Source organism: Syntrophorhabdaceae bacterium, from assembly GCA_036504895.1.
Lineage (GTDB): Bacteria > Desulfobacterota > Syntrophorhabdia > Syntrophorhabdales > Syntrophorhabdaceae > PNOM01.
The window spans coordinates 19,703-38,006 of record DASXUJ010000054.1 but is presented as its reverse complement, the minus strand read 5'-3'; the positions used below and the strand labels follow the sequence as shown (position 1 = coordinate 38,006).

Sequence of the window (18,304 nt, the reverse complement as noted above, 5' to 3'; positions counted from 1 at the left end):
CCTCGTGCCTTTCTGTAAAGGACGCGTCAGAGGCTCAGGATAAAACACTTCAGGTATTCGCCCTCGGTAAAAGGCACGAGAACGGGATGGTCGATGCCGTGGGTATGGGCTTCGAGGAATTTGAAGTTCTTTTTTGTCCGGCCCCCCGCTTCGGAGAGGATGAATCTCAGCTCCTCGACGCTCAGATGAGTGGAGCAGGAGCAGGTGAGGAGGATGCCTTCCCTGGCGAGGAGTCTCATCGCCGCCTCGTTGATGCCCCTGTAGCCTACGAGGCCTTCCTTCTTCTTTCTTCTGTCCTTGATGAAGGCCGGCGGATCGAGGACGATGGCATCGAATTTCTCACCACCTTGTTTCAGGTAACCCTTTACATCGGTGCAGACCGATTCGCACAGGTTATCGGAAAAGCCGTTCATCCTGATATTCTCTTTGGCGAGATCGAGGGCTGCCGCCGAGGTATCCACATTGACCACGCGCCTGGCCCCGCCTGCAAGGCTGTAGACGGAGAAACCTCCTGTATAGGAGAAGCAGTTGAGGACCGATTTGTCTCTTGTGTAGCGGAGGAAGGCCTTTCTCTTGTCCCGCTGATCGAGGAAGAAACCCGTCTTCTGCCCTTTCTTCACGTCTACAAGAAAGGCAAACCCATTCTCCCTGATGGTGAAAACGTCCGGGACATCGCCCGCCAGGGTCCCGGTCTTCGCCTCCATCCCCTCTATTGCGCGCTGGGTGATGTCGGAGCGCTCATAGATGCCCTTTGGCCGGACCACGTGATCGAGGGCGGCGATAATAGGGACCTTCCAGGCCTCGATCCCCCGCGTGTGGAACTGGACTACGAGATAGTCGCCGTATTTATCCACAACGAGGCCGGGCAGGAAATCGCTCTCGGCGTTAATAAGCCGGTAGGAGTCGGTTTCCGCGTTCTCCACGTACTTCCGGCGCAGGTTATAGGCCTTTTCCACACGGCGGATGAAAAACTGCTCGTCCACCTCTTCCTCTTTCTCATGTCCCCAGATGCGCACGGTGATCTGAGAATAGGAGCTGAAATACCCCTGGGCGAGAAATTCCCCGGAGCTGCTCATGAGCCGGACGGGCTCACCCGCGGGAATCGCGTCGGGGATCGGCTCGAAGGCCTGGGAAAATACCCAGGGGTGGCCGCCTACTACAGGTCCGATACGTTTCTGTTTTACGGTTAGTGTAATCATGGGGTATAGAGTAACCTATCGAACCGCCCTGTGACAAGGCCTTAAAAATTGTCTGAAGAAGGGACTTTTTGAAGACCTCACAAAAAAATTCTTAAAAAACCCATTTCATAATCGGTCGGAGCGGAAGCCGAATGCTTCCCACCCATCCCCCTCACTTTGACCCGGGGGATACTACCTCGCCCCTTTTTCCGCTGAGTTTTCTTCGCTACCCTGCGCTTAACGCACCAGGATGAACAGAGGAGCACCTTCCTTGAGGCGACTCTGCCCTTCGAGGGGGTCCTCTTTTTGAAAAAGGGCTACTCTGTCTGTAAAGGACATGAATTGATTGTTAGGGGAGAGACATGATAAAACTGAAGGGGGAAAACCATTCAAAGGAGCGGGTATGAGAGAACTTTACATAAAAATAGCGGAATTATTGAGCCGGGGGGAGAGTTTTGCGGTTGCCACCATTTTTGATAAGGCGGGCTCCGCTCCCCGTGCCGAAGGGGCGAAGATGGTGGTGAGGGCTGACGGCTCCATCGCGGGCACCATCGGAGGGGGACGGCTCGAAGCGGACGCCATAGGCCTCGCACGGGAGGTCATCGATAAAAAGAAGACGATTACCCACACCTTCGATCTTACCAGCGCGGATGCCGCGGGCTCCGACATGATCTGCGGAGGATCGGGAGAGATACTGATCGATTATATCGACGCAGGAGAGGAGAACAACCTGAAAATCTATTCGGAGGCCGCCCGGATCGTCTCTCAAGGGAGGAAAGGCTGGCTCATCACCGTTTTGGACAGGCAGACCGGGGCAGAGGGCGTGTCGAGAGAGCAGTGTCTTATAGGGGAAGATAGACGCGTCATCGGCACCGTCACCTGCGATCCTTATCTCCTTGAAAAGCTGATTTCGGGCCCCGCAAAGATCACCCTCCATTCCGAGGCTTTCGATACACACCGTTTCCTTGTGGAGCCCCTGCGACAGGGGGGTACGGTCTTTCTCTTCGGGGCGGGACACGTGTCGCAGAAGATCGCACCTTTGAGCGCAAGCGTCGGTTTCAGGACCGTGGTGCTCGATGACCGGGAGGATTTCGCCAACAGGGAACGCTTTCCCGAGCCCACGGAGATAAAGGTGATAAATTCCTTCAAGACCCTCCCGGACCTCGGCATAGGTCCTGACAGTTATCTCGTGATCGTCACGAGGGGCCACCTTTTCGATAAGCACGTACTCGAACAGGTACTGAGGAAAGGGGCGGCATATGTCGGCATGATCGGCAGCCGGCGCAAGAGAGATCTTATCTATGAGGAATCCATGGGCCGGGGTTTTACGAAGGAAGAGCTGGCACGCGTCTTTTCTCCCATCGGCACCGATATCGGAGCGGAGACTCCGGAGGAGCTGGCCGTTTCCATCGTAGGGGAATTGATCAAAGTGAGGTCCGAAAAAAGCGGCAGCGGAAAAAAGAAGCGGGACAGTGAAGTCGTATTCTGCGGCAACATAAAACAGGTGTAGTCCGCAATTAGGCATCTTTCTCTCTTTCGGCGGCTCCGGTGTTGACTTGGCGGGGCGGAGTTAGTATAAAAAGCGAGGGGCCGTAGGATAAAAACCGAATAAGGGAAGGTGACATTGCGCGTGCGCTTTAATGTATTTTGCCACACCGAATGGGGTCAGGACGTCTATGTTCTCGGCTCCGGGCCGGAGCTGGGAGAGTGGGACCGCGACCGGGCCTTAAAAATGGCCTATACGTCCGGCGGCATCTGGACCGGGGTTGTCACCATTCCCGATTGTCCGGCACGTGCTTTTGAGTACAAATACATAATTAAGGCAGATAAGGGCTTCCTCCGGGAAGAGACCTATCCGCGGTCTGTGGCGTCCGTTCTTCAGGGACAGGAGATATCCGGCACGATAGCCCTTCTCGATACGTGGGATGACCCATCCGACCCCGACTCCCTTTTTCGTACTGCCCCGTTTGTGGAGACCATATTCAAGCGCACCCCCGGCGCCTTGTATGAAAATAGCGACCTCGGGGACGGCGATTCGTCCTCCCCGATCAAAATAAGGCTCCGGCTGCTGAATCCCCGTGTGTGCGGCGATGATGTGGTTGCAGTCATCGGCAGTATCCCGTCCCTCGGCGAAGGGGATAAGACGAAAGCCGTCCCTATGGATTCGTCGCACTTTCCCTATTGGACGCTCGATCTGACGGTTTCGCCGGATGTGGCGGAATTCTCTTATACCTATATTGTCAAAGAGAGGGGCGGCCGGATCATTGCCCGGGAAGAGAGTCCCGAGCGCAACGTTCACCTCGCGGACCACCTTTCTCTTGAAAAGGGTGATGGCACCGGCCTGATTCAGGTGACCGACAATAAATTCCATTATGAAAAAAAATGGAAGGGCGCGGGTATCGCCATACCCGTCTTTTCTATCCGCACTGAAAAGGGGCTCGGAGTGGGGGAATTCTGCGACCTCAAGGATCTTGCCGAATGGGCGCGGTCGAGCGGGTTTCAGCTCATCCAGATGCTGCCCATCAATGACACGTCCGCCTACATGAGCTGGATGGACTCATACCCTTACAGCTGCATTTCCGTCTTTGCCCTCCACCCCCTTTATCTGAACCTCGAAGCGATAGGGGATTTACCGGCGGGGATGGCTGGTGAGATCGCGCTCCACAGGACGAGTCTCAATAACTCGCCGGTATTTGAATACGAGCGTGTCATGGCAATTAAACGGCCTTTTCTCATGCGCATTTTCGAGGCGCAACAAGAGGCCTTTCTCTCGTCCGTCGAATTCAACCTTTTTCTCACGGACCACGGACACTGGCTCAAGCCCTATGCGGTCTTTTCCTCATTGCGGGACCATTTCCGGACGGGCGACTTCACCCAGTGGGGTCCCTGGAATGAAGGGAAAAGTGAAGAGATAGAACAGCTCGCCTCACCCGGCTCCGAATTTTACGGGCTCGTCTCTTTTTACTATTTCATTCAGTATCACCTTCACCTGCAGCTCCTGGAAGCTTCCCGTTATGCGAAAGAGCGCGGCGTGGTCCTGAAGGGAGATATCCCCATAGGCATACAGAAACGAAGCGATTCATGCTGGATAAAGCCCGAGCTTTTTCATATGGACCGATCTGCGGGCGCGCCGCCGGACCCTTTTTCCGATTCCGGCCAGAACTGGGGCTTTCCCACCTATAACTGGGAGAAGATGGCCGGGGATGGGTATTCGTGGTGGCAGCGCCGGATGAGGCACATGTCCCTTTATTTCCAGATGATCCGTCTCGACCACGTCCTTGGCTTCTTTCGAATTTGGGAGATCCCCGATGAATACTATTCCGGCCTCATGGGACATTTTAACCCCGTCATCCCGGTGACGGAGGAGGAGCTTGCAGGGCAGGGTTTCCGGGATTTGGAGCGGCTCACCGAGCCCTATATTCCGCGCTGGCTCGTGCGCGCCATATTCGGCGCCGATACGGATTTTGCGACTGTCCACTTCCTGGAGGAGACAAAGGAGGGGTTCTTCCGCCTGAAGTCCTCCTGCGCTACCCAGAGGGGGGCCGTGGAATCGGTGGATTCCCTCCGGGACAGCTCGGAAACCTGGAATATGCGGCTCAACGCGATGCAGGAGGGATTGTTTACCCTGATCATGAACGTCCTTTTCCTTAAGGACCCGGAAGGACCGGCCCTCCATCCCCGCATCAACATACGGGACAGCGCCTCCTTTGCATGCCTCGAAGGGTGGATGAGGGAGAGCCTCTATCGTCTTTACAACGACTATTTTTATCACCGGCAGGAGGAATTCTGGCGCGATTCTGCGATGATAAAACTGCCGGTCCTCAAGAAAGTCTCCAATATGCTCGTCTGCGGTGAAGACCTGGGAATGATCCCGGATTGCGTGCCCGGCGTGATGGAGGAGCTTTGCCTCCTCGGACTGCAAATTCAGAGGATGCCCAAGGAATCGGACAGGGAATTCGGCTATCCTTGGGATTATTCGTATCTGACCGTCTGCTCCACGTCGAGCCACGATATGTCCACTCTCAGGGGCTGGTGGGAAGAGGACAAGGAGAGGACGAAGAGGTTTTACCATAAAGTGCTCGGCCGCGAAGGAGAGCCGCCTCTCACCTGCGAAGCGCCCGTGGCGCGGGAGATCATCAGGCAGCACCTGGAGTCGCCGTCCATGTGGGCGGTTTTTCCCCTTCAGGATATCCTCGCCATGAGTGCCGATCTCAGGCGGCCCGGCGCTCCCCAGGACGAACAGATCAACATGCCCTCCGACCCGCACCATTTATGGAATTTCCGCCTTCACCTTAGTGTTGAAAAGCTGAGGGAAGAACATGAATTCAACGAAAATATCCTCAAAATGGTGCGCGATGCCGGGCGCCTTGGACCGTATTAGAAGGAGGTCCGGCCACTCTTTTCGAGAATTTCAGTTCAAACCCTTTTTCCCGCAGCAGATAAAACCGGATAAAGGGCGGATGAAAGCGTGTTTTCCGTCCAACCGGTGACACTACAGGTTGGACACTCTCCGGCCCGCAGCGCCGAGAGTATTTGACCGGCCAATGTCGGCCGGGCAAATCGCAGTCATTCTCCTTTCATCCGTTTTTATCCCAAGTTATCTGCGGCTAAACAGGATTTTGATCTAGATGAAGGGTCACTTTCGAGTCGTCGTTGCCCTTTACAAGAGGCCGGTCCATCTAGTAAAATAGTGCACCCATGTACATGAGGATCGGTCCGGGCAAATCCTATGCTCTTTAATTCATATTTCTATATTTTTCTCTTTCTTCCCCTGTGCCTCATAGTCTACTTCCTCTTGAACGACAGGAGGCTGACGAAGGCCTCCAAGGCCTGGCTCGTTCTTGCCTCTTTCGTATTTTATGGGTGGTGGAACCCTATTTACGTGCCTCTCATCGCGGGGAGCATCGTCTTTAATTACCTCGTGGGCACGTCGATTTCCAAGTTTCGCGACCGGGGGGCGCTCTCCCGCTCAAAATGGCTCCTCTGGACGGGCATTGCAGGCAACCTCGCCCTCTTGGGCTATTTTAAATATACCGATTTTTTTATTTCGAATGTGAACGGGCTGGGCGGGCTTTCCCTCTCGCTCCTCCATATTGCCCTGCCCCTGGGCATAAGTTTCTTCACCTTCACTCAGATCGCATACCTGGTGGACAGGTCAAAGGGGAAAGTGACCGAGTACAGTTTCATGAACTACGGCCTCTTCGTGACCTTTTTCCCCCATCTCCTTGCGGGTCCCATCATTCACCACTCGGAAATGATGCCCCAGTTCGACAGGAGAAGAAATAAGCTTCTCGATTCGGAGAACCTCACGAGAGGGGCTGTCCTCTTCTTCACGGGGCTTTTCAAAAAGGTCGTGATAGCCGATACTTTCGCCATCTGGGCAAACGGGGGCTACCAGAACCTGGGCGACCCTGCACTGGTTCAGGCATGGGTGATCTCCCTTTCCTATACCCTGCAGCTCTACTATGATTTTTCCGGTTATACCGACATGGCGCTTGGCTCCTCGCGCATGTTCAATATTATCCTGCCCATAAACTTCGACAGTCCTTACAGGTCCCTCAATATCCAGGAATTCTGGCGAAGATGGCACATTACGCTGGGGAGGTTCATGAGGGATTACGTCTATATCCCTCTCGGGGGCAATAAGGCGTCGGAAGGCCGTATCCTGCTTAACATCATGATCACTTTTTTCATCGTCGGCCTCTGGCATGGAGCGGGGTGGACGTTCGTGGCCTGGGGATGCATGCACGGCGCAGCCCTCGTGGTCTACCGCGCGTGGAATAGACTCCATATCTCCATGCCCAAGTGGCTGGCATGGCTCATCACGTTCAATTTCGTGAATGTGGGATGGGTATTTTTTCGGGCGCCCACCTTCGCAGACGCCCTTAAAATATTGAAAGGCATGGCCGGGCTGAACGGGTCGGGGCTACCGGGGACGACGGCCCCTTTCATCGTTAAGGTGAAGGAATTTATACCCGACCTTAAAGAAGTGGTGCAAAGGATGGGCGACCCGGACATCATGCTGATCATGTTCTTCCTCTTTCTCCCCCTGTCGTTTCTCTTCAGGAATTCGAATCAAATCGCCGCGAAGTTTCAGCCGGGGACAATCCCGTTAATCGTCTTCTCCTGCATCGCCGCGCTTTCCGTGCTTTACCTCGGCTCTTATTCCGAATTCCTCTATTTCAGGTTCTGATATGGCCCGGTACAAGAGGATTTCCTATCACAGATGGCTGAAGCGCTTTTTCATCTTCTTCCTTTCTCTTCTTGCCTTGGTGGCCCTTTTCAACCTCCTTGCAGACGGCGTCGGTATATTCCGTCTCAACGCGGGCCTCAAGCAGGTGGCAACGAACCTCCTGGCGGGAAAGATGGTGGCCGGCCGGTTCAGCACTTTTGACGAGCGGGAGCTGCAAAGGTTGATAGTCGAGCAATACAAGGGCCGAAGAGATATCATTGCGATCGGATCGTCCCGCACCATGTCGCTTCGAGAGAAATTTTTTCCGAGAAGGCCGAATTTCTTTAATCACTCCACCTCGGGCGCCTTGCTTGGCGACATGGCGGCCGTTATCGGTCTCTACAGGAGTAAAGGTGTACTCCCCGGAACGGTCATTCTGGGTATAGACCCCTGGATATTCAACACGGATAATGGACTGGGCAGGCCATGGGAGACCCTCAGCCAATATTGCCTCGATATGATGAAGGTGATCGATGAGAATAAAAGGGACGGCAACGGGAAAGAAAGGAAGGTAGATACCCCGCCCAAAGTCGACCGTACCGCCCGCGTGAGGCAGCTCATCAACCTCGATTATACGCTGCAAAACTGGAAAGCGCTGCGTAAGGGCAAAAGGATGAGGCCCACGACTACCGCCGAAATAGATGATTTCGTGCGGGAGCCGGACGGGAGTATCCATTTCCCTTATCAATGCAGGCATTCGAAGATGGGCGGGGAAGGGCCGGCAAACTTTATGCCCGACTCATATTTCAACAATTTCAATGCTTTTTATGGTACGGAGATCCTCGAAGGGTTGGTGCAATACCTCCAGAGCCGGGGCGTGCGAGTCGTTTTTCTCCTGCCGCCCTTTCACCCGCGGGCATACCGTGCCGCCCTGGAGGTTCCGAAATATCACGTTACTCTGCAAGTCGAGGATTACCTGAGGGGCCTGGCCCGTAAGAAAGGCATTACCGTGATCGGCTCCTACGATCCCGCTCCCTATGGGTTTAAGGGCGAGGATTTCTTTGACGGCACCCATGGCCATCCGAACGTCATGGAACGGCTATTCAAAGGATACAAGTGAGGGAAGTCTCTATAGTCTAAGTCCTTATCAAAGGCGCGTTAAGAGACTTATGACTCTGCTGCTTTCCATAACGTCTGCATAGACTGCGGCCAGGGCTGCCATGAAAGACGCATGCACGTCCCGGGCAGGCACCTCGATGCCGTTGAAGCTGAGCCCTTTCGTGGCGCAGGCGTCGTGTGTCACGAGGCACCTGAAACCTCCGTCAAAACCGGCCCGTACCGTGGCATCGACGCACATGTGAGACATCATGCCGGTCACCACGACTGTATCGATCGCCAGGGACCTTAGGTGCGCACCCAGGCCCGTCTCCCTGAAACTGTTGGGATAATGTTTTGTGAGGATTGTTTCTTCGGGAAGGGGTTCTACCGACGGATGAAACTCGATGCCCGTCGTATGGGGAATGAAGAACGTCGCGCTCTCAGAGAGGGAAACATGGCGTATGTGAACGAGGGGAAGGTTAGACCCCCGGAAGACCTCGAGGATAGTCTTCGCCGCGTGTGCGGCCTCGAGGGGGCCCGATAATTCCATACGCCCGCCGGGAAAATAATCCTTCTGAATATCGATGAGGATCAGCGCCGGTTTCATGTTATCTCCATCCTTCCCGAAGCCCTCGCCGGGCTTCCGATTTCAACATCCGCTGATAATGGAATTTAAGGTGCGTAAAAGACCGCCCCCGCGAAGCTGACTGATGAGCGTCCGTCGCTCCACTGTCCGTAGTCGATGATTTTACCCCTGTGTCCTTCCAGGAGCTTCAATTGAATGTAGATAGACGTGAGCCCGCATATCCTTCTTTTATCCTGTTCCGCCCTGACCTCTTCGAAAAATGCCCGGCCATCGACCTTTTCCACGTGCCGGAGAATCGCTTCGTCTCTTTCTTTTGAGCGGGCGAGGGTCTCCCCGTCGAGGGGCGAAGGGTCTCCGAACTGTGCCCCTATGTGGGCGAGGTCCGCACCGGAAAGGAGAAGGCAGGGTTTGCCGTACTCCTTGAGCACCTCTCTCAGCCCTTCGACCAGGCGGCTCATCTCCTCTTCCTCGAGTCCTTTATTACCCACAATGTACTCGTGCATGGAACCGGTCAGGATAGGGAGGATTTCGACAGGGGCGCCGGCACACAGGTGCTGGATGAGTGGAAGCTGAAGCTCGATGGAATGCTCGTTTCTATGGGGCCATTCGTTCACGCACCCTTTCAGGTCCCGGTGGGACCGCACGAGATCGCACACCCCCGCGCAGGCAGGGACCACGCCCAAGGGGGTAGCGAAGCCTTTTGTGGAAATATGGAGCATTCCTTCCGCGTAACCGTGGCACGTGCCGAATATCACTATTAAAGGTCTTTGGGCGCCCCTGAGATAGGCGTACACCTGCCGGTATACCTCTTTGCCCCGACCGTAATCGATGTGGGGCGCGAGGATTCCCGTAATCGAACCCTCGGGCTTTTTTGACGGGAGGGTAAGCATATCGTCAAGATAGGCGAGGAGATCGGCGGACTCGCCGGGATAGCTTTTCCCGGCGAGGGACGATTCTCTCACCGGGGCGTCCTCGTAGGCCTTCTTTATCTCGTCAAACCGGCTCAGATACTTCCGGTTCATGAGAAAGAGGTTCGAGTCCATGGCGAGGACCACCTCTCGAATCCGTTCCAGGTCAATCATGCCGCCGGCGATCTTTCCGTAATCGCCCTGAATCTCCTCCAGGGTCCTCGTGCCGTCCATAAGAGAAAGAAGAAAGGCGGTGGGCCTCGACACAATGAGGGCCTGTTCGACTATACCCTCCGAGTCCCGTAAGAGTATCATCTCCTCCCCTTCGTGCACGATGGGCGACGCCTCAATCCAGCGTAATTTCGGTCTTTCCATATTTATTCCTATAATGCATGCATGTCCGCAAATCCATCCCTACCTTTGAGCAATTAAGATAACCCGCGAATCATCCGGGAGTCAAGAGAACCAGTCTCTAGTCGCTAGTCTCTAGTGAAAAACAAAAACGGTGACTTTTGCAGGTTGTAACTGGGGCTGCCTTCTCATTGTCTTGCCGTTACTAGAGACTAGAGACTGCCTTATAAGCCGTCGCTTATAAGGCATCCCGGGAACCGGGAGTTGCAGCTCATTACGTGGGTTATGGCGTTGGTGTCGTATTCGTCCCCGGAATGGTAGGTCTCGAAGAAATTGTTCAGCTTATCCACCTTGTCGGCCATTTTGCCTACTGATTGGAGGCCCAGGGAGACGCCGTAGTTGGTGAAGGCGAACTTCATGTGGCGGAGATAGGGTTCGCGGCAGAAGTAGCCGGGTGGATCTACCCACATGGTTTCGAGGGTCTCCAGACAGCGCTCCTTCTGCAATAAAGCCCACGGCTCCTCCGGGAAAAAATGCGTGGTCCAGAGCATCATGCCGAGGCCCAGGTCCTGAGTGACCACGAGGTCCCGGTACGTCTTTTCCACCAGCTTTTCCATCTCCTTGATCTCCTGTGCGAGTCCGTGAGGATCGAGGAGCCGGTAGACCACATATCCGTCGAAATGGTCTATTCCACCCAATCCGGAGCCAGGATAGGGACCGCTCAGGTCCTCCTTCATCTTCCATATGACCCCCTTTTCAGGGATTACGAATGCGTGGTGAATCTCCCAGGCAAGATCGACGGCGATCTCCCTGTACTCGGGTTTCACTTTCCCAAGCTCGCCGAGCGCGAAGATCCACATGATAAGATAGTGGTAGTACTGACCGTCCCTGTCCGGCTCCTCGCCGATCCTTATGCCTTTCGGCCTGCCGAGGACCCGATAGACCTCCTTTACCACCCATTCCGCCTCGTGAAGATAATGTGCCTCCCCCGTCTCCTTATAAAGGGACGTGAGGAGGGCCACGCCGAAGGCATCGGTCCAGAGATATCTGAGCCCGTTGGGCCAGATGTGATGCTCCCTCATCCACCCCAGCTTATCGATCACCCTGCTCAGCTCTTTCAGCAATCCTCACCCCTGGATATTTTCAGGTAAGGCTCTTTCGCGAAGGAGCCCATTTCAGGGCACGCGGGTTTTGCATAGTGTGGAATAGGCTTCCATGAAAGTGGGGAATCCCACGGTGGGGATAAGGAGGAGGAGGGCATGTTTCATCTCTTCATCCGTAAGGCCCGCTTCCCTTCCCTTCGCAATATGGGTCTCTAAGGCTACCCGGTGACCTGTGGCCCCCGATACTGCGATCTTCACAAGCCACCTGACCTTCTCGGGCAAGGAGCCGGACCTTTCATGGATCTCCGCCCCGAGGGCTTCATGTTTGTCATAGATAAGGGGAAATTCCTCTTTGAAAGTGGTGAAGATCTCGTGAATATCCTTCATATTCACCCTCCTTTTCCGCGGGGGTCCCGGATTTGAAAATACCTTAAATATCTAGTATAATTCTCATCAGGTCCTTGTCAAGGAGCGGCCGCTCTCGCTCGCTTCTCTGATTGACCGGTTTTGAGACAGCCACTTGTTTCGCTTCTCTTATTCTGATAATCTTTTCCGACACGACACGGATGGATTAGTGTGGAGGCTTTTTATGAATGTACTTTCGGCCATAGGGAATACGCCCCTTGTCGAGCTTATGAACATCGTTCCGAACCCGGAGGTGAAGGTCCTCTGCAAACTCGAAGGATGCAATCCCGGAGGCTCGGTGAAGGACAGGCCGGCCCTCTATATGATCACGAAGGCAGAGGAACGGGGAGAGCTTACTCGGGATAAGATAATTCTCGAAGCCACCTCTGGAAACACAGGCATCGCCATTGCGATGATAGGGGCGGCGAAGGGATATACGGTAGAGCTTTGTATGCCTGAGTGCGTGAGCAGTGAAAGAAGGCTCATCCTCGAGGGGCTCGGCTCCCATGTATTCCTCACCCCTGCAAAGGAGAATATTGACGGGGCCATAAAAAAGGCGCTCAGGCTCCTTGAGACGGAGCCCGAGAAATACTTCATGCCCAACCAGTACGACAACAACGATAACGTCCTTGCCCATTTTGAGACCACCGGCCCGGAGATCTTCAGTCAGACAAAGGGCGAGGTGGATGTATTCATTGCCGGCATGGGCACCACGGGCACGCTCATGGGTACCGGCCGGTACCTGAAATCGGTCAAACCCGCGGTAAAGGTCGTGGGTGTCGAGCCTGTAATGGGCCACACCATCCAGGGGCTCAAGAATATGACGGAGTCTATGGTCCCTCATATTTATCACCCCGAGGAACTGACCGAGAAGGTCATGGTGGAGGATGGGGAGGCATTCGAAGTGACACGCCTTCTCGCCCAGAAAGAAGGACTTTTTGTCGGCACCTCCGCGGGCGCCGCGGTTGCGGTAGCGCTTAAAAAGGCGAGAGAGCTGGAACACGGTATTATCGTGGTCATACTGCCCGACCGGGGAGACCGGTACCTCAGCACCATGCAGTTCAGATCGGTCTGCGCCAAATGCCCGCCCTGATGCAGCCGCCTTCAGGCGCACATATTAAAAGAAAAAGGACGAGCACCAATGGCTAAATCCGACCGAACCCATCTTCGAAACATGTGGGACCTCCTTCCTCCGAAGGTCCAAAAGGCGCTGGACCGTTCTGTAGAAAACCAGCCTCTTTCCGAGGCAGGCGCTCACGACCCCGAGGCAAAGCAATGTCCCCGGTGCGGCGGCTCCCGGACAATAGATTGTAATGGGGTAAAGGGAATTGCCGATCCGACGGTGGGCCTCTGCGTGGCATGCGGATATCTTTGGTGCCTCGAATGTGAGACCCATCTCATCTCCACGGTGACATGCGGCCACTGGAAGATCTGTGCAAACTGCACTGAAAGCAAGGATGAAGCAGGTTACTGCCGCACTCTTCCCCGCGAATGCAGGCATATCGGGATCTGGCTGGACAGGAACAACCCCAGGGCGTAACTTTCGCTTTATTCCAATTCCAACTCAAAGCGCTCTCTTCGTTGCACTCGTCATCTGTTCCTCGGTGTACTGTAAAGTACACCTGCGTCGCTCCTTCCTCAGCGCCTCGATTTCATCTTTGATTTGGAATTGGAATTACAGCATATTTTTGACCCGCAGCTGGAGCTCGATGAATGTCGACCTCGATATCTTGAGAGAGCCGTCCTCCCTTACTTTCTTCGGTTTGCAATGCTTGACGGCTTTCACCACGCAATCCGCTACGGTGAGGTTGGTCGTCATCAGGTAGCTGAAAGCCCACCCGGTGATCTCATACTTATCGTGTTCCGACAAACCGGAGAATATACTCTCAAACATCGGTTTTTCCTGACGCCATTCCCGCAATCTCTCCTACTTCCACAACTTCGGACGACCCGTCCTGAGAAGAACGCTCCTCCAGCCAAAGCTCGGATACGATATCTTCCACCCCTTCCAGTCGGTCGAGATAGGTGAGCCCTTCCAGGTGATCGTATTCATGCTGGCATACCCGTGCAGCAAAACCGTGAAATTCCCGTTCTTCCTCAGCGCCCTCCTCACCCGTATATTTTATCGTAATCGAGGTAAACCTGGGGACTACTCCCCGAATACCCGGAATGCTCAGGCATCCTTCCCAGTCCTTTTCGATTTCGTCGGAGTGGCCGGTGATGAGGGGATTAATCATGACTACCGCCTCCGGCCCGGGTGTGCCGGGATCGGGATCATTTAGATTTATTACCATAATAAAGAGCCGCAAAGAGACGTCCACCTGGGGCGCGGCGATACCTACGCCGCCCGAATCGGCAAGGGTCTCCATCATATCTTCGATGAGGCTCCGGACCTCCGGCGACCCCCCGTCGTCTACGGAAGATGCCTTCATCCGCAGGGTGGGACAGCCCAAGGGTGCAATTTTTCGTAACGCCATTGATTCTCCTTCTATAAGATCGCCTTCAGGAAGTAGCGGGAAGGGCATCCGGGTCATTCCGGCGGGCTAAGGGAAGACTTCGTTGAAACGGTTATCCCTCTCTATCTCTCTTATTTTTCGCGATAACGCATGCTCGAGGGTCCTCGTCATATTCAGGAATTCGACCGACGCGAAACCGAGCTCATGCTTAAAGCGCTCGTTTTCTCCTTCCCAGGTCCTAAGAATCCGGCCGTCCAGATTATATGTTTTTCCTTCCAGCGTCATGTAAAGCTCCACTTTGCGGTCCGGCTCAAAGACAAAACGCTTGTCGTGGCTGAAACGCGCGCCCCCCAGGGAGATATCGAGGATATTGACCTGTTTATGAAAGACGCTTAAGGCCAGGTTACTCCTTCCGGTCGGCTCCACCCGATAGAACATCCGTATACTGTAGGGCGAAGGCTCCACCCTCATGGAGACCTCGAGGGCCGTCACTTCCTGGGATGAATTAAGTTTATACCCCTCGAGGAACCTGACGAGCACGGCAGGAAATCCGTAGCGGACGGCCTCGCCCTTCTCATGAATAAGGTAGGTGACGATGAACTCCCTGTTCAGCATCGATTTCAATATGGGAGGGTCGGTCTGGGCCATGATCACGGTCCGGCCGTTCACCTCGTAGACGATCGAATTCTTCACATGGATGATCTCTTTCATGAGATCGATCTCCGTGACTATCCGCGTATTTATTCCAGGTCGAAAAGTCATATTCTGTTCATCGTCTCCTAAACTGAATAAATTAAGATATTTCGACAAAAAAATCCATTAGAGAAGGTAGACAATGCAGGTTCGGCGGGCAAAGGCGCCGGAGGGGCGCCGCACGCCCCTCCGGCACGGATCACTTATAGACGGCTTTCATATGGGTCGGTGCCTTGAGGTCGAGGCTTGCGATCACCTCTGACTGGGCGGCAAGCTCCGCAAAGGTTTTGTTCCGGGCGTACAGGCTGTTGAGGTCATCCTTCGACAGGTGGAGGATGACATACTCGAGAAATCCGCCGTTTTCCCTGCACTGGGAATAATCACGGACAGGCCAGTAGACGCCGAAAGAGAGGCCCTCGACGCCGGCAGCCTCGATATCCGATTTCTTGATGTAGAGCAGGTATTTCTCAAAATAGGCGCCCATCACCTTCGAAAACCGCTGCTCCGGTTTGGATGTACTCTCGTCGAAGACGATCTCCGGGGGCCTCACATTCACCATCAAGTAATAATGGCCGTTATTCTTCGGGTCTTTCAAAGTGGTGAAGCCGATCCCTTCTCGGTAGATATTTATCTGGGATGCCCTGAGCCTTGCATAAATATCTCGTAAAAGGGGCTTATTCCTGTCATACAGGTTTTTGAGCTGGACTTCATCGTAAGAGTTCTTGAAGCTCTCCTCTTCCGTCTTCGCCATATGAACGGGGCCTACCGTGCATGAAGTCAGAATAAAAGCGATGATAGCAAAAAAGATACCCTTTTTCATTTTAAACACCTCTTCAATTAAACGTCGTATCGGTTCTGACGGCAAGGATCTCTCCCCCGAGGCACTCTTCGCCCGCGGCCACTGACCATGGGCGGAAGAAATTCACACTGTCTTTCAGTGAAAAATGCTGCACTACATCCTGCTACAGATGATAATATACCCCCTGTTAAATGTAAAGTTCTTAAAAAACGCCAAGGGATCCGATTGACGCGCACCCTCCCCTTCATCACCTGGCAAACAGGGAGACGAGGGCGTGCCGGAATTCCATCAATTGATTGAGAAGGGCAAAAATGGACACACTAAAGAAGACTTTGGCGGCATCGCGGTAGCCGGGCCACAGGAGTTGAAAATGTTCGCCATAAGTGTCCGCTCCCCAGAAATACCGTTCAAGAATGGCGACCAGGCATATGCCCAGAAAAAATGAGAAGAAAAAGGTTAGCCCCTGGATTATGGCGGCCAGTATTGAATCCTTTGTCGAACCGAAGATGAGACGAATAATGAGGGGAACAAAGTAGAGGAGAAAAAGGGAGCCGAAATGGAATCCCATACCGAACCAGATCCCCACGAGCATTCCCACCGGCAGGAAGATCAGGACGAGGACGAGACCCGCCAGGAGTAATATGGCCGCCGGGCCGCCTCCGATCATTTCCCGTCGGTGGGTGAAAAAGAAAAGCAGACGGTCTTTCCCTCCTACCATGAGGAGAAGAAAAACGAGTGGAATGGTGGCCAGACAGGCGAAGAGAAGCATGCGCGTGTAGCCCACATTCATACCGGGGCTGATCATATGGCGTAGCACATTGCATGCATAATATCCGGAAATGCAGAGGCTTACGACCGCCATAATCCTGTTCATCTCTCCCCCCGGCACGCTTAACAGATAGCTTAACAGATAGTCGTTGGTCGTTAGTCTCTAGTCGTTAGTAACGACAAGGACAAAGAAATAATTCCAGATGCAAAAATCGCGTCCTGGTCTTTCACTATCGACTAATGACTGTATGTTAAGCTATCGACTAACGCCTGCTTTTCCTTGACCAGTATAAAATGAACTATTCAGGCGGTCAATAATTATGAGTCCTGCCCGTCAGAGTCCCTCTGTTTGACATCTCTTCTCTATGCTATAAGTTATAAAAGGGTACCTGTTTTCTGACACCACATGACAACCGGGGAGAACGCGCAATGAGATATCCTTCAATCCTTACGGCCCTTCCGGGACCCGTCGCTTCAGAGCAAATCAGGATGGACCACAATTTTGTATCCCCTTCCTACACGAGGATTTACCCTCTCGTGGCGGAGAAGGCCAGCGGGCTCTGGGTCGAGGACCCTGACGGGAACCAGTTTCTCGATTTCACCGCCGGCATCGCAGTGTGCGCCACCGGCCATTGCCATCCCCGGGTGGTCGACGCGATCAAAAGGCAGGCCGACCGCCTCCTCCACATGTCGGGCACCGATTTTTACTATACCCCCCAGATTTCCCTTGCCCGGAAGCTCGCGTCCCTTGCGCCGGGCAAGGGGCAGAAGAAGATATTTTTCGGAAATTCGGGCGCCGAGGCCGTGGAAGCGGCGTTCAAGCTCGCCCGATGGCATACGCGGCGGGAGCTCAATATCGCCTTTTTCGGCGCTTTCCATGGCCGCACTATGGGGGCCCTTTCTCTGACGGCGAGTAAATCGATACAAAAGAGGCATTACAACCCCCTCGTCCCGGGCATAACCCATGTGCCTTACGCATACTGCTACCGTTGCGCCTACGGGCTTTGCGCGCCTGAGTGCGGCCTCGAATGCGTGCGCTGGATCGAGGAGACCCTTTTTACCACGGTCATGCCCCCCGAAGAGGTGGCCGCCATATTCGTGGAGCCGATCCAGGGAGAAGGGGGTTACGTGGTGCCGCCCCCGGAGTTTCTCCCGGAGCTTTCGAGGATCGCGAGAAAGCACGGCATTCTCCTGGTGGCGGACGAGGTACAATCGGGCATGGGCAGGACAGGAAAGATGTTCGCCATCGAGCATTTCGACGTCTCCCCCGACATCATCGCCCTTGCCAAAGGCATCGCCTCCGGCATGCCGCTCGGCGCGATGATCGCCGATGGAGATATCATGGATTGGGAGGCAGGCTCCCATGCATCGACCTTCGGGGGCAATCCCGTCTCATGCGAGGCCGCACTCGCCACGATTGCCCTTCTCGAAGAGGAGCTGATGGAAAATGCGGCGATTCAGGGGGAGCGTCTCATGGAAGGCTTGAAAACAATCCAAAAAACATGCGAATCCATGGGAGACGTGCGTGGCAGGGGGCTCATGGTGGGAGTCGAGCTGGTAAAAGACAGGGAGAGGAAGGAAAGGGCAGGAGAACTCCGTAATGAGATCGTGCAGAAGGCCTTCCGGAAAGGGCTCCTCCTCCTCGGCGCAGGAGAGAATACGATCCGCTTCTGTCCCGCCCTCACCGCGAGTGCGGATGAGATCGACGTCTGCCTCGAGATCTTCGACCATGTGCTCCGCGAATCGATATCAGGCCGGTAGGCCCAACTGTCCGGGGCATCTTCGCA

General features: G+C 54.4%; 17 protein-coding genes. 7 read left to right on the top strand and 10 right to left on the bottom strand.

The features are described 5' to 3' along the window. Positions 1-26 precede the first annotated feature (26 nt). A complete protein-coding gene (locus VGJ94_07055) occupies positions 27-1,199 on the bottom strand; it encodes a class I SAM-dependent rRNA methyltransferase (GenBank protein HEY3276362.1) in 1,173 nt (390 codons plus the stop codon). 382 nt (positions 1,200-1,581) lie between these two features. On the opposite strand from VGJ94_07055, the gene VGJ94_07050 reads away from it, so the two are divergent. The 4 genes from VGJ94_07050 (at position 1,582) to VGJ94_07035 (ending at position 8,470) form a co-directional block, all read left to right on the top strand. Further along, complete coding sequence (locus VGJ94_07050; GenBank protein ID HEY3276361.1) at positions 1,582-2,688, top strand: XdhC family protein; 1,107 nt, start codon at positions 1,582-1,584, stop codon at positions 2,686-2,688. Positions 2,689-2,808: 120 nt separating this feature from the next. After that, positions 2,809-5,559, top strand: a complete 2,751-nt coding sequence (locus VGJ94_07045; GenBank protein HEY3276360.1) for a 4-alpha-glucanotransferase — start codon at positions 2,809-2,811, stop codon at positions 5,557-5,559. Positions 5,560-5,907: 348 nt separating this feature from the next. Further along, complete coding sequence (locus tag VGJ94_07040; protein ID HEY3276359.1) at positions 5,908-7,371, top strand: MBOAT family protein; 1,464 nt, start codon at positions 5,908-5,910, stop codon at positions 7,369-7,371. Between the two features lies 1 nt (position 7,372). Continuing rightward, the gene (locus VGJ94_07035; protein ID HEY3276358.1) at positions 7,373-8,470 is read left to right on the top strand and encodes a hypothetical protein; all 1,098 of its coding nucleotides are present in this window, start codon (positions 7,373-7,375) and stop codon (positions 8,468-8,470) included. A gap of 27 nt (positions 8,471-8,497) precedes the next feature. Here VGJ94_07035 and VGJ94_07030 read toward each other — a convergent pair whose 3' ends face one another. The 4 genes from VGJ94_07030 to VGJ94_07015 form a co-directional block, all read right to left on the bottom strand. Further along, positions 8,498-9,055, bottom strand: a complete 558-nt coding sequence (locus VGJ94_07030) for a cysteine hydrolase family protein (protein ID HEY3276357.1) — start codon at positions 9,053-9,055, stop codon at positions 8,498-8,500. A gap of 65 nt (positions 9,056-9,120) precedes the next feature. Next, the gene (amrB, locus tag VGJ94_07025; GenBank protein HEY3276356.1) at positions 9,121-10,317 is read right to left on the bottom strand and encodes an AmmeMemoRadiSam system protein B; all 1,197 of its coding nucleotides are present in this window, start codon (positions 10,315-10,317) and stop codon (positions 9,121-9,123) included. A gap of 200 nt (positions 10,318-10,517) precedes the next feature. Further along, positions 10,518-11,417 (bottom strand): hypothetical protein, encoded by a 900-nt coding sequence (locus tag VGJ94_07020; protein ID HEY3276355.1) that lies wholly within the window; start codon positions 11,415-11,417, stop codon positions 10,518-10,520. A 51-nt stretch (positions 11,418-11,468) separates the two neighbouring features. Next, a complete protein-coding gene (locus VGJ94_07015) occupies positions 11,469-11,783 on the bottom strand; it encodes a carboxymuconolactone decarboxylase family protein (protein ID HEY3276354.1) in 315 nt (104 codons plus the stop codon). Between the two features lie 202 nt (positions 11,784-11,985). Here VGJ94_07015 and VGJ94_07010 point away from each other — a divergent pair, with 202 nt between their 5' ends. After that, a complete protein-coding gene (locus VGJ94_07010) occupies positions 11,986-12,894 on the top strand; it encodes a cysteine synthase family protein (protein ID HEY3276353.1) in 909 nt (302 codons plus the stop codon). A gap of 48 nt (positions 12,895-12,942) precedes the next feature. Beyond that, positions 12,943-13,341 (top strand): hypothetical protein, encoded by a 399-nt coding sequence (locus VGJ94_07005; protein ID HEY3276352.1) that lies wholly within the window; start codon positions 12,943-12,945, stop codon positions 13,339-13,341. A 135-nt stretch (positions 13,342-13,476) separates the two neighbouring features. Here the strand turns inward: VGJ94_07005 and VGJ94_07000 are convergent, their stop codons facing one another. The 5 genes from VGJ94_07000 to VGJ94_06980 all read right to left on the bottom strand — a co-directional run bounded on the left by VGJ94_07000 (position 13,477) and on the right by VGJ94_06980 (position 16,623). Beyond that, positions 13,477-13,695: a hypothetical protein gene (locus tag VGJ94_07000; protein HEY3276351.1), complete on the bottom strand. Its 219-nt coding sequence runs from the start codon at positions 13,693-13,695 to the stop codon at positions 13,477-13,479. Beyond that, positions 13,688-14,278 (bottom strand): peptide deformylase, encoded by a 591-nt coding sequence (gene def / locus VGJ94_06995; GenBank protein HEY3276350.1) that lies wholly within the window; start codon positions 14,276-14,278, stop codon positions 13,688-13,690. The genes VGJ94_07000 and def overlap by 8 nt, the downstream gene beginning before the upstream one ends. A 66-nt stretch (positions 14,279-14,344) precedes the next feature. Continuing rightward, entirely contained in the window at positions 14,345-15,019 is a 675-nt protein-coding gene (locus VGJ94_06990) for a PilZ domain-containing protein (protein HEY3276349.1), read from the bottom strand. Positions 15,020-15,149: 130 nt separating this feature from the next. Beyond that, on the bottom strand, positions 15,150-15,770 hold the full coding sequence (locus VGJ94_06985; protein ID HEY3276348.1) for a hypothetical protein: 621 nt from the start codon (positions 15,768-15,770) through the stop codon (positions 15,150-15,152). Positions 15,771-15,996: 226 nt separating this feature from the next. Beyond that, positions 15,997-16,623: a hypothetical protein gene (locus VGJ94_06980; protein HEY3276347.1), complete on the bottom strand. Its 627-nt coding sequence runs from the start codon at positions 16,621-16,623 to the stop codon at positions 15,997-15,999. Between the two features lie 323 nt (positions 16,624-16,946). Between VGJ94_06980 and VGJ94_06975 the strand changes: the two genes are divergently transcribed. Beyond that, positions 16,947-18,278, top strand: a complete 1,332-nt coding sequence (locus VGJ94_06975; GenBank protein HEY3276346.1) for an acetyl ornithine aminotransferase family protein — start codon at positions 16,947-16,949, stop codon at positions 18,276-18,278. Positions 18,279-18,304: the final 26 nt, after the last annotated feature.

Excerpts from the sequence above, each read along its gene's own strand:
- VGJ94_07040 (HEY3276359.1), top strand. The coding sequence starts at position 5,908 with ATGCTCTTTAATTCATATTTCTATATTTTTCTCTTTCTTCCCCTGTGC.
- VGJ94_07005 (HEY3276352.1), top strand. The coding sequence starts at position 12,943 with ATGGCTAAATCCGACCGAACCCATCTTCGAAACATGTGGGACCTCCTT.
- VGJ94_07050 (HEY3276361.1), top strand. The coding sequence starts at position 1,582 with ATGAGAGAACTTTACATAAAAATAGCGGAATTATTGAGCCGGGGGGAG.
- VGJ94_07015 (HEY3276354.1), bottom strand. The coding sequence starts at position 11,783 with ATGAAGGATATTCACGAGATCTTCACCACTTTCAAAGAGGAATTTCCC.
- def (HEY3276350.1), bottom strand. The coding sequence starts at position 14,278 with ATGGCGTTACGAAAAATTGCACCCTTGGGCTGTCCCACCCTGCGGATG.
- VGJ94_06980 (HEY3276347.1), bottom strand. The coding sequence starts at position 16,623 with ATGAACAGGATTATGGCGGTCGTAAGCCTCTGCATTTCCGGATATTAT.
- VGJ94_07010 (HEY3276353.1), top strand. The coding sequence starts at position 11,986 with ATGAATGTACTTTCGGCCATAGGGAATACGCCCCTTGTCGAGCTTATG.
- VGJ94_06975 (HEY3276346.1), top strand. The coding sequence starts at position 16,947 with ATGAGATATCCTTCAATCCTTACGGCCCTTCCGGGACCCGTCGCTTCA.
- VGJ94_06985 (HEY3276348.1), bottom strand. The coding sequence starts at position 15,770 with ATGAAAAAGGGTATCTTTTTTGCTATCATCGCTTTTATTCTGACTTCA.
- amrB (HEY3276356.1), bottom strand. The coding sequence starts at position 10,317 with ATGGAAAGACCGAAATTACGCTGGATTGAGGCGTCGCCCATCGTGCAC.
- VGJ94_06990 (HEY3276349.1), bottom strand. The coding sequence starts at position 15,019 with ATGACTTTTCGACCTGGAATAAATACGCGGATAGTCACGGAGATCGAT.
- VGJ94_07030 (HEY3276357.1), bottom strand. The coding sequence starts at position 9,055 with ATGAAACCGGCGCTGATCCTCATCGATATTCAGAAGGATTATTTTCCC.
- VGJ94_07035 (HEY3276358.1), top strand. The coding sequence starts at position 7,373 with ATGGCCCGGTACAAGAGGATTTCCTATCACAGATGGCTGAAGCGCTTT.
- VGJ94_07000 (HEY3276351.1), bottom strand. The coding sequence starts at position 13,695 with ATGTTTGAGAGTATATTCTCCGGTTTGTCGGAACACGATAAGTATGAG.
- VGJ94_07055 (HEY3276362.1), bottom strand. The coding sequence starts at position 1,199 with ATGATTACACTAACCGTAAAACAGAAACGTATCGGACCTGTAGTAGGC.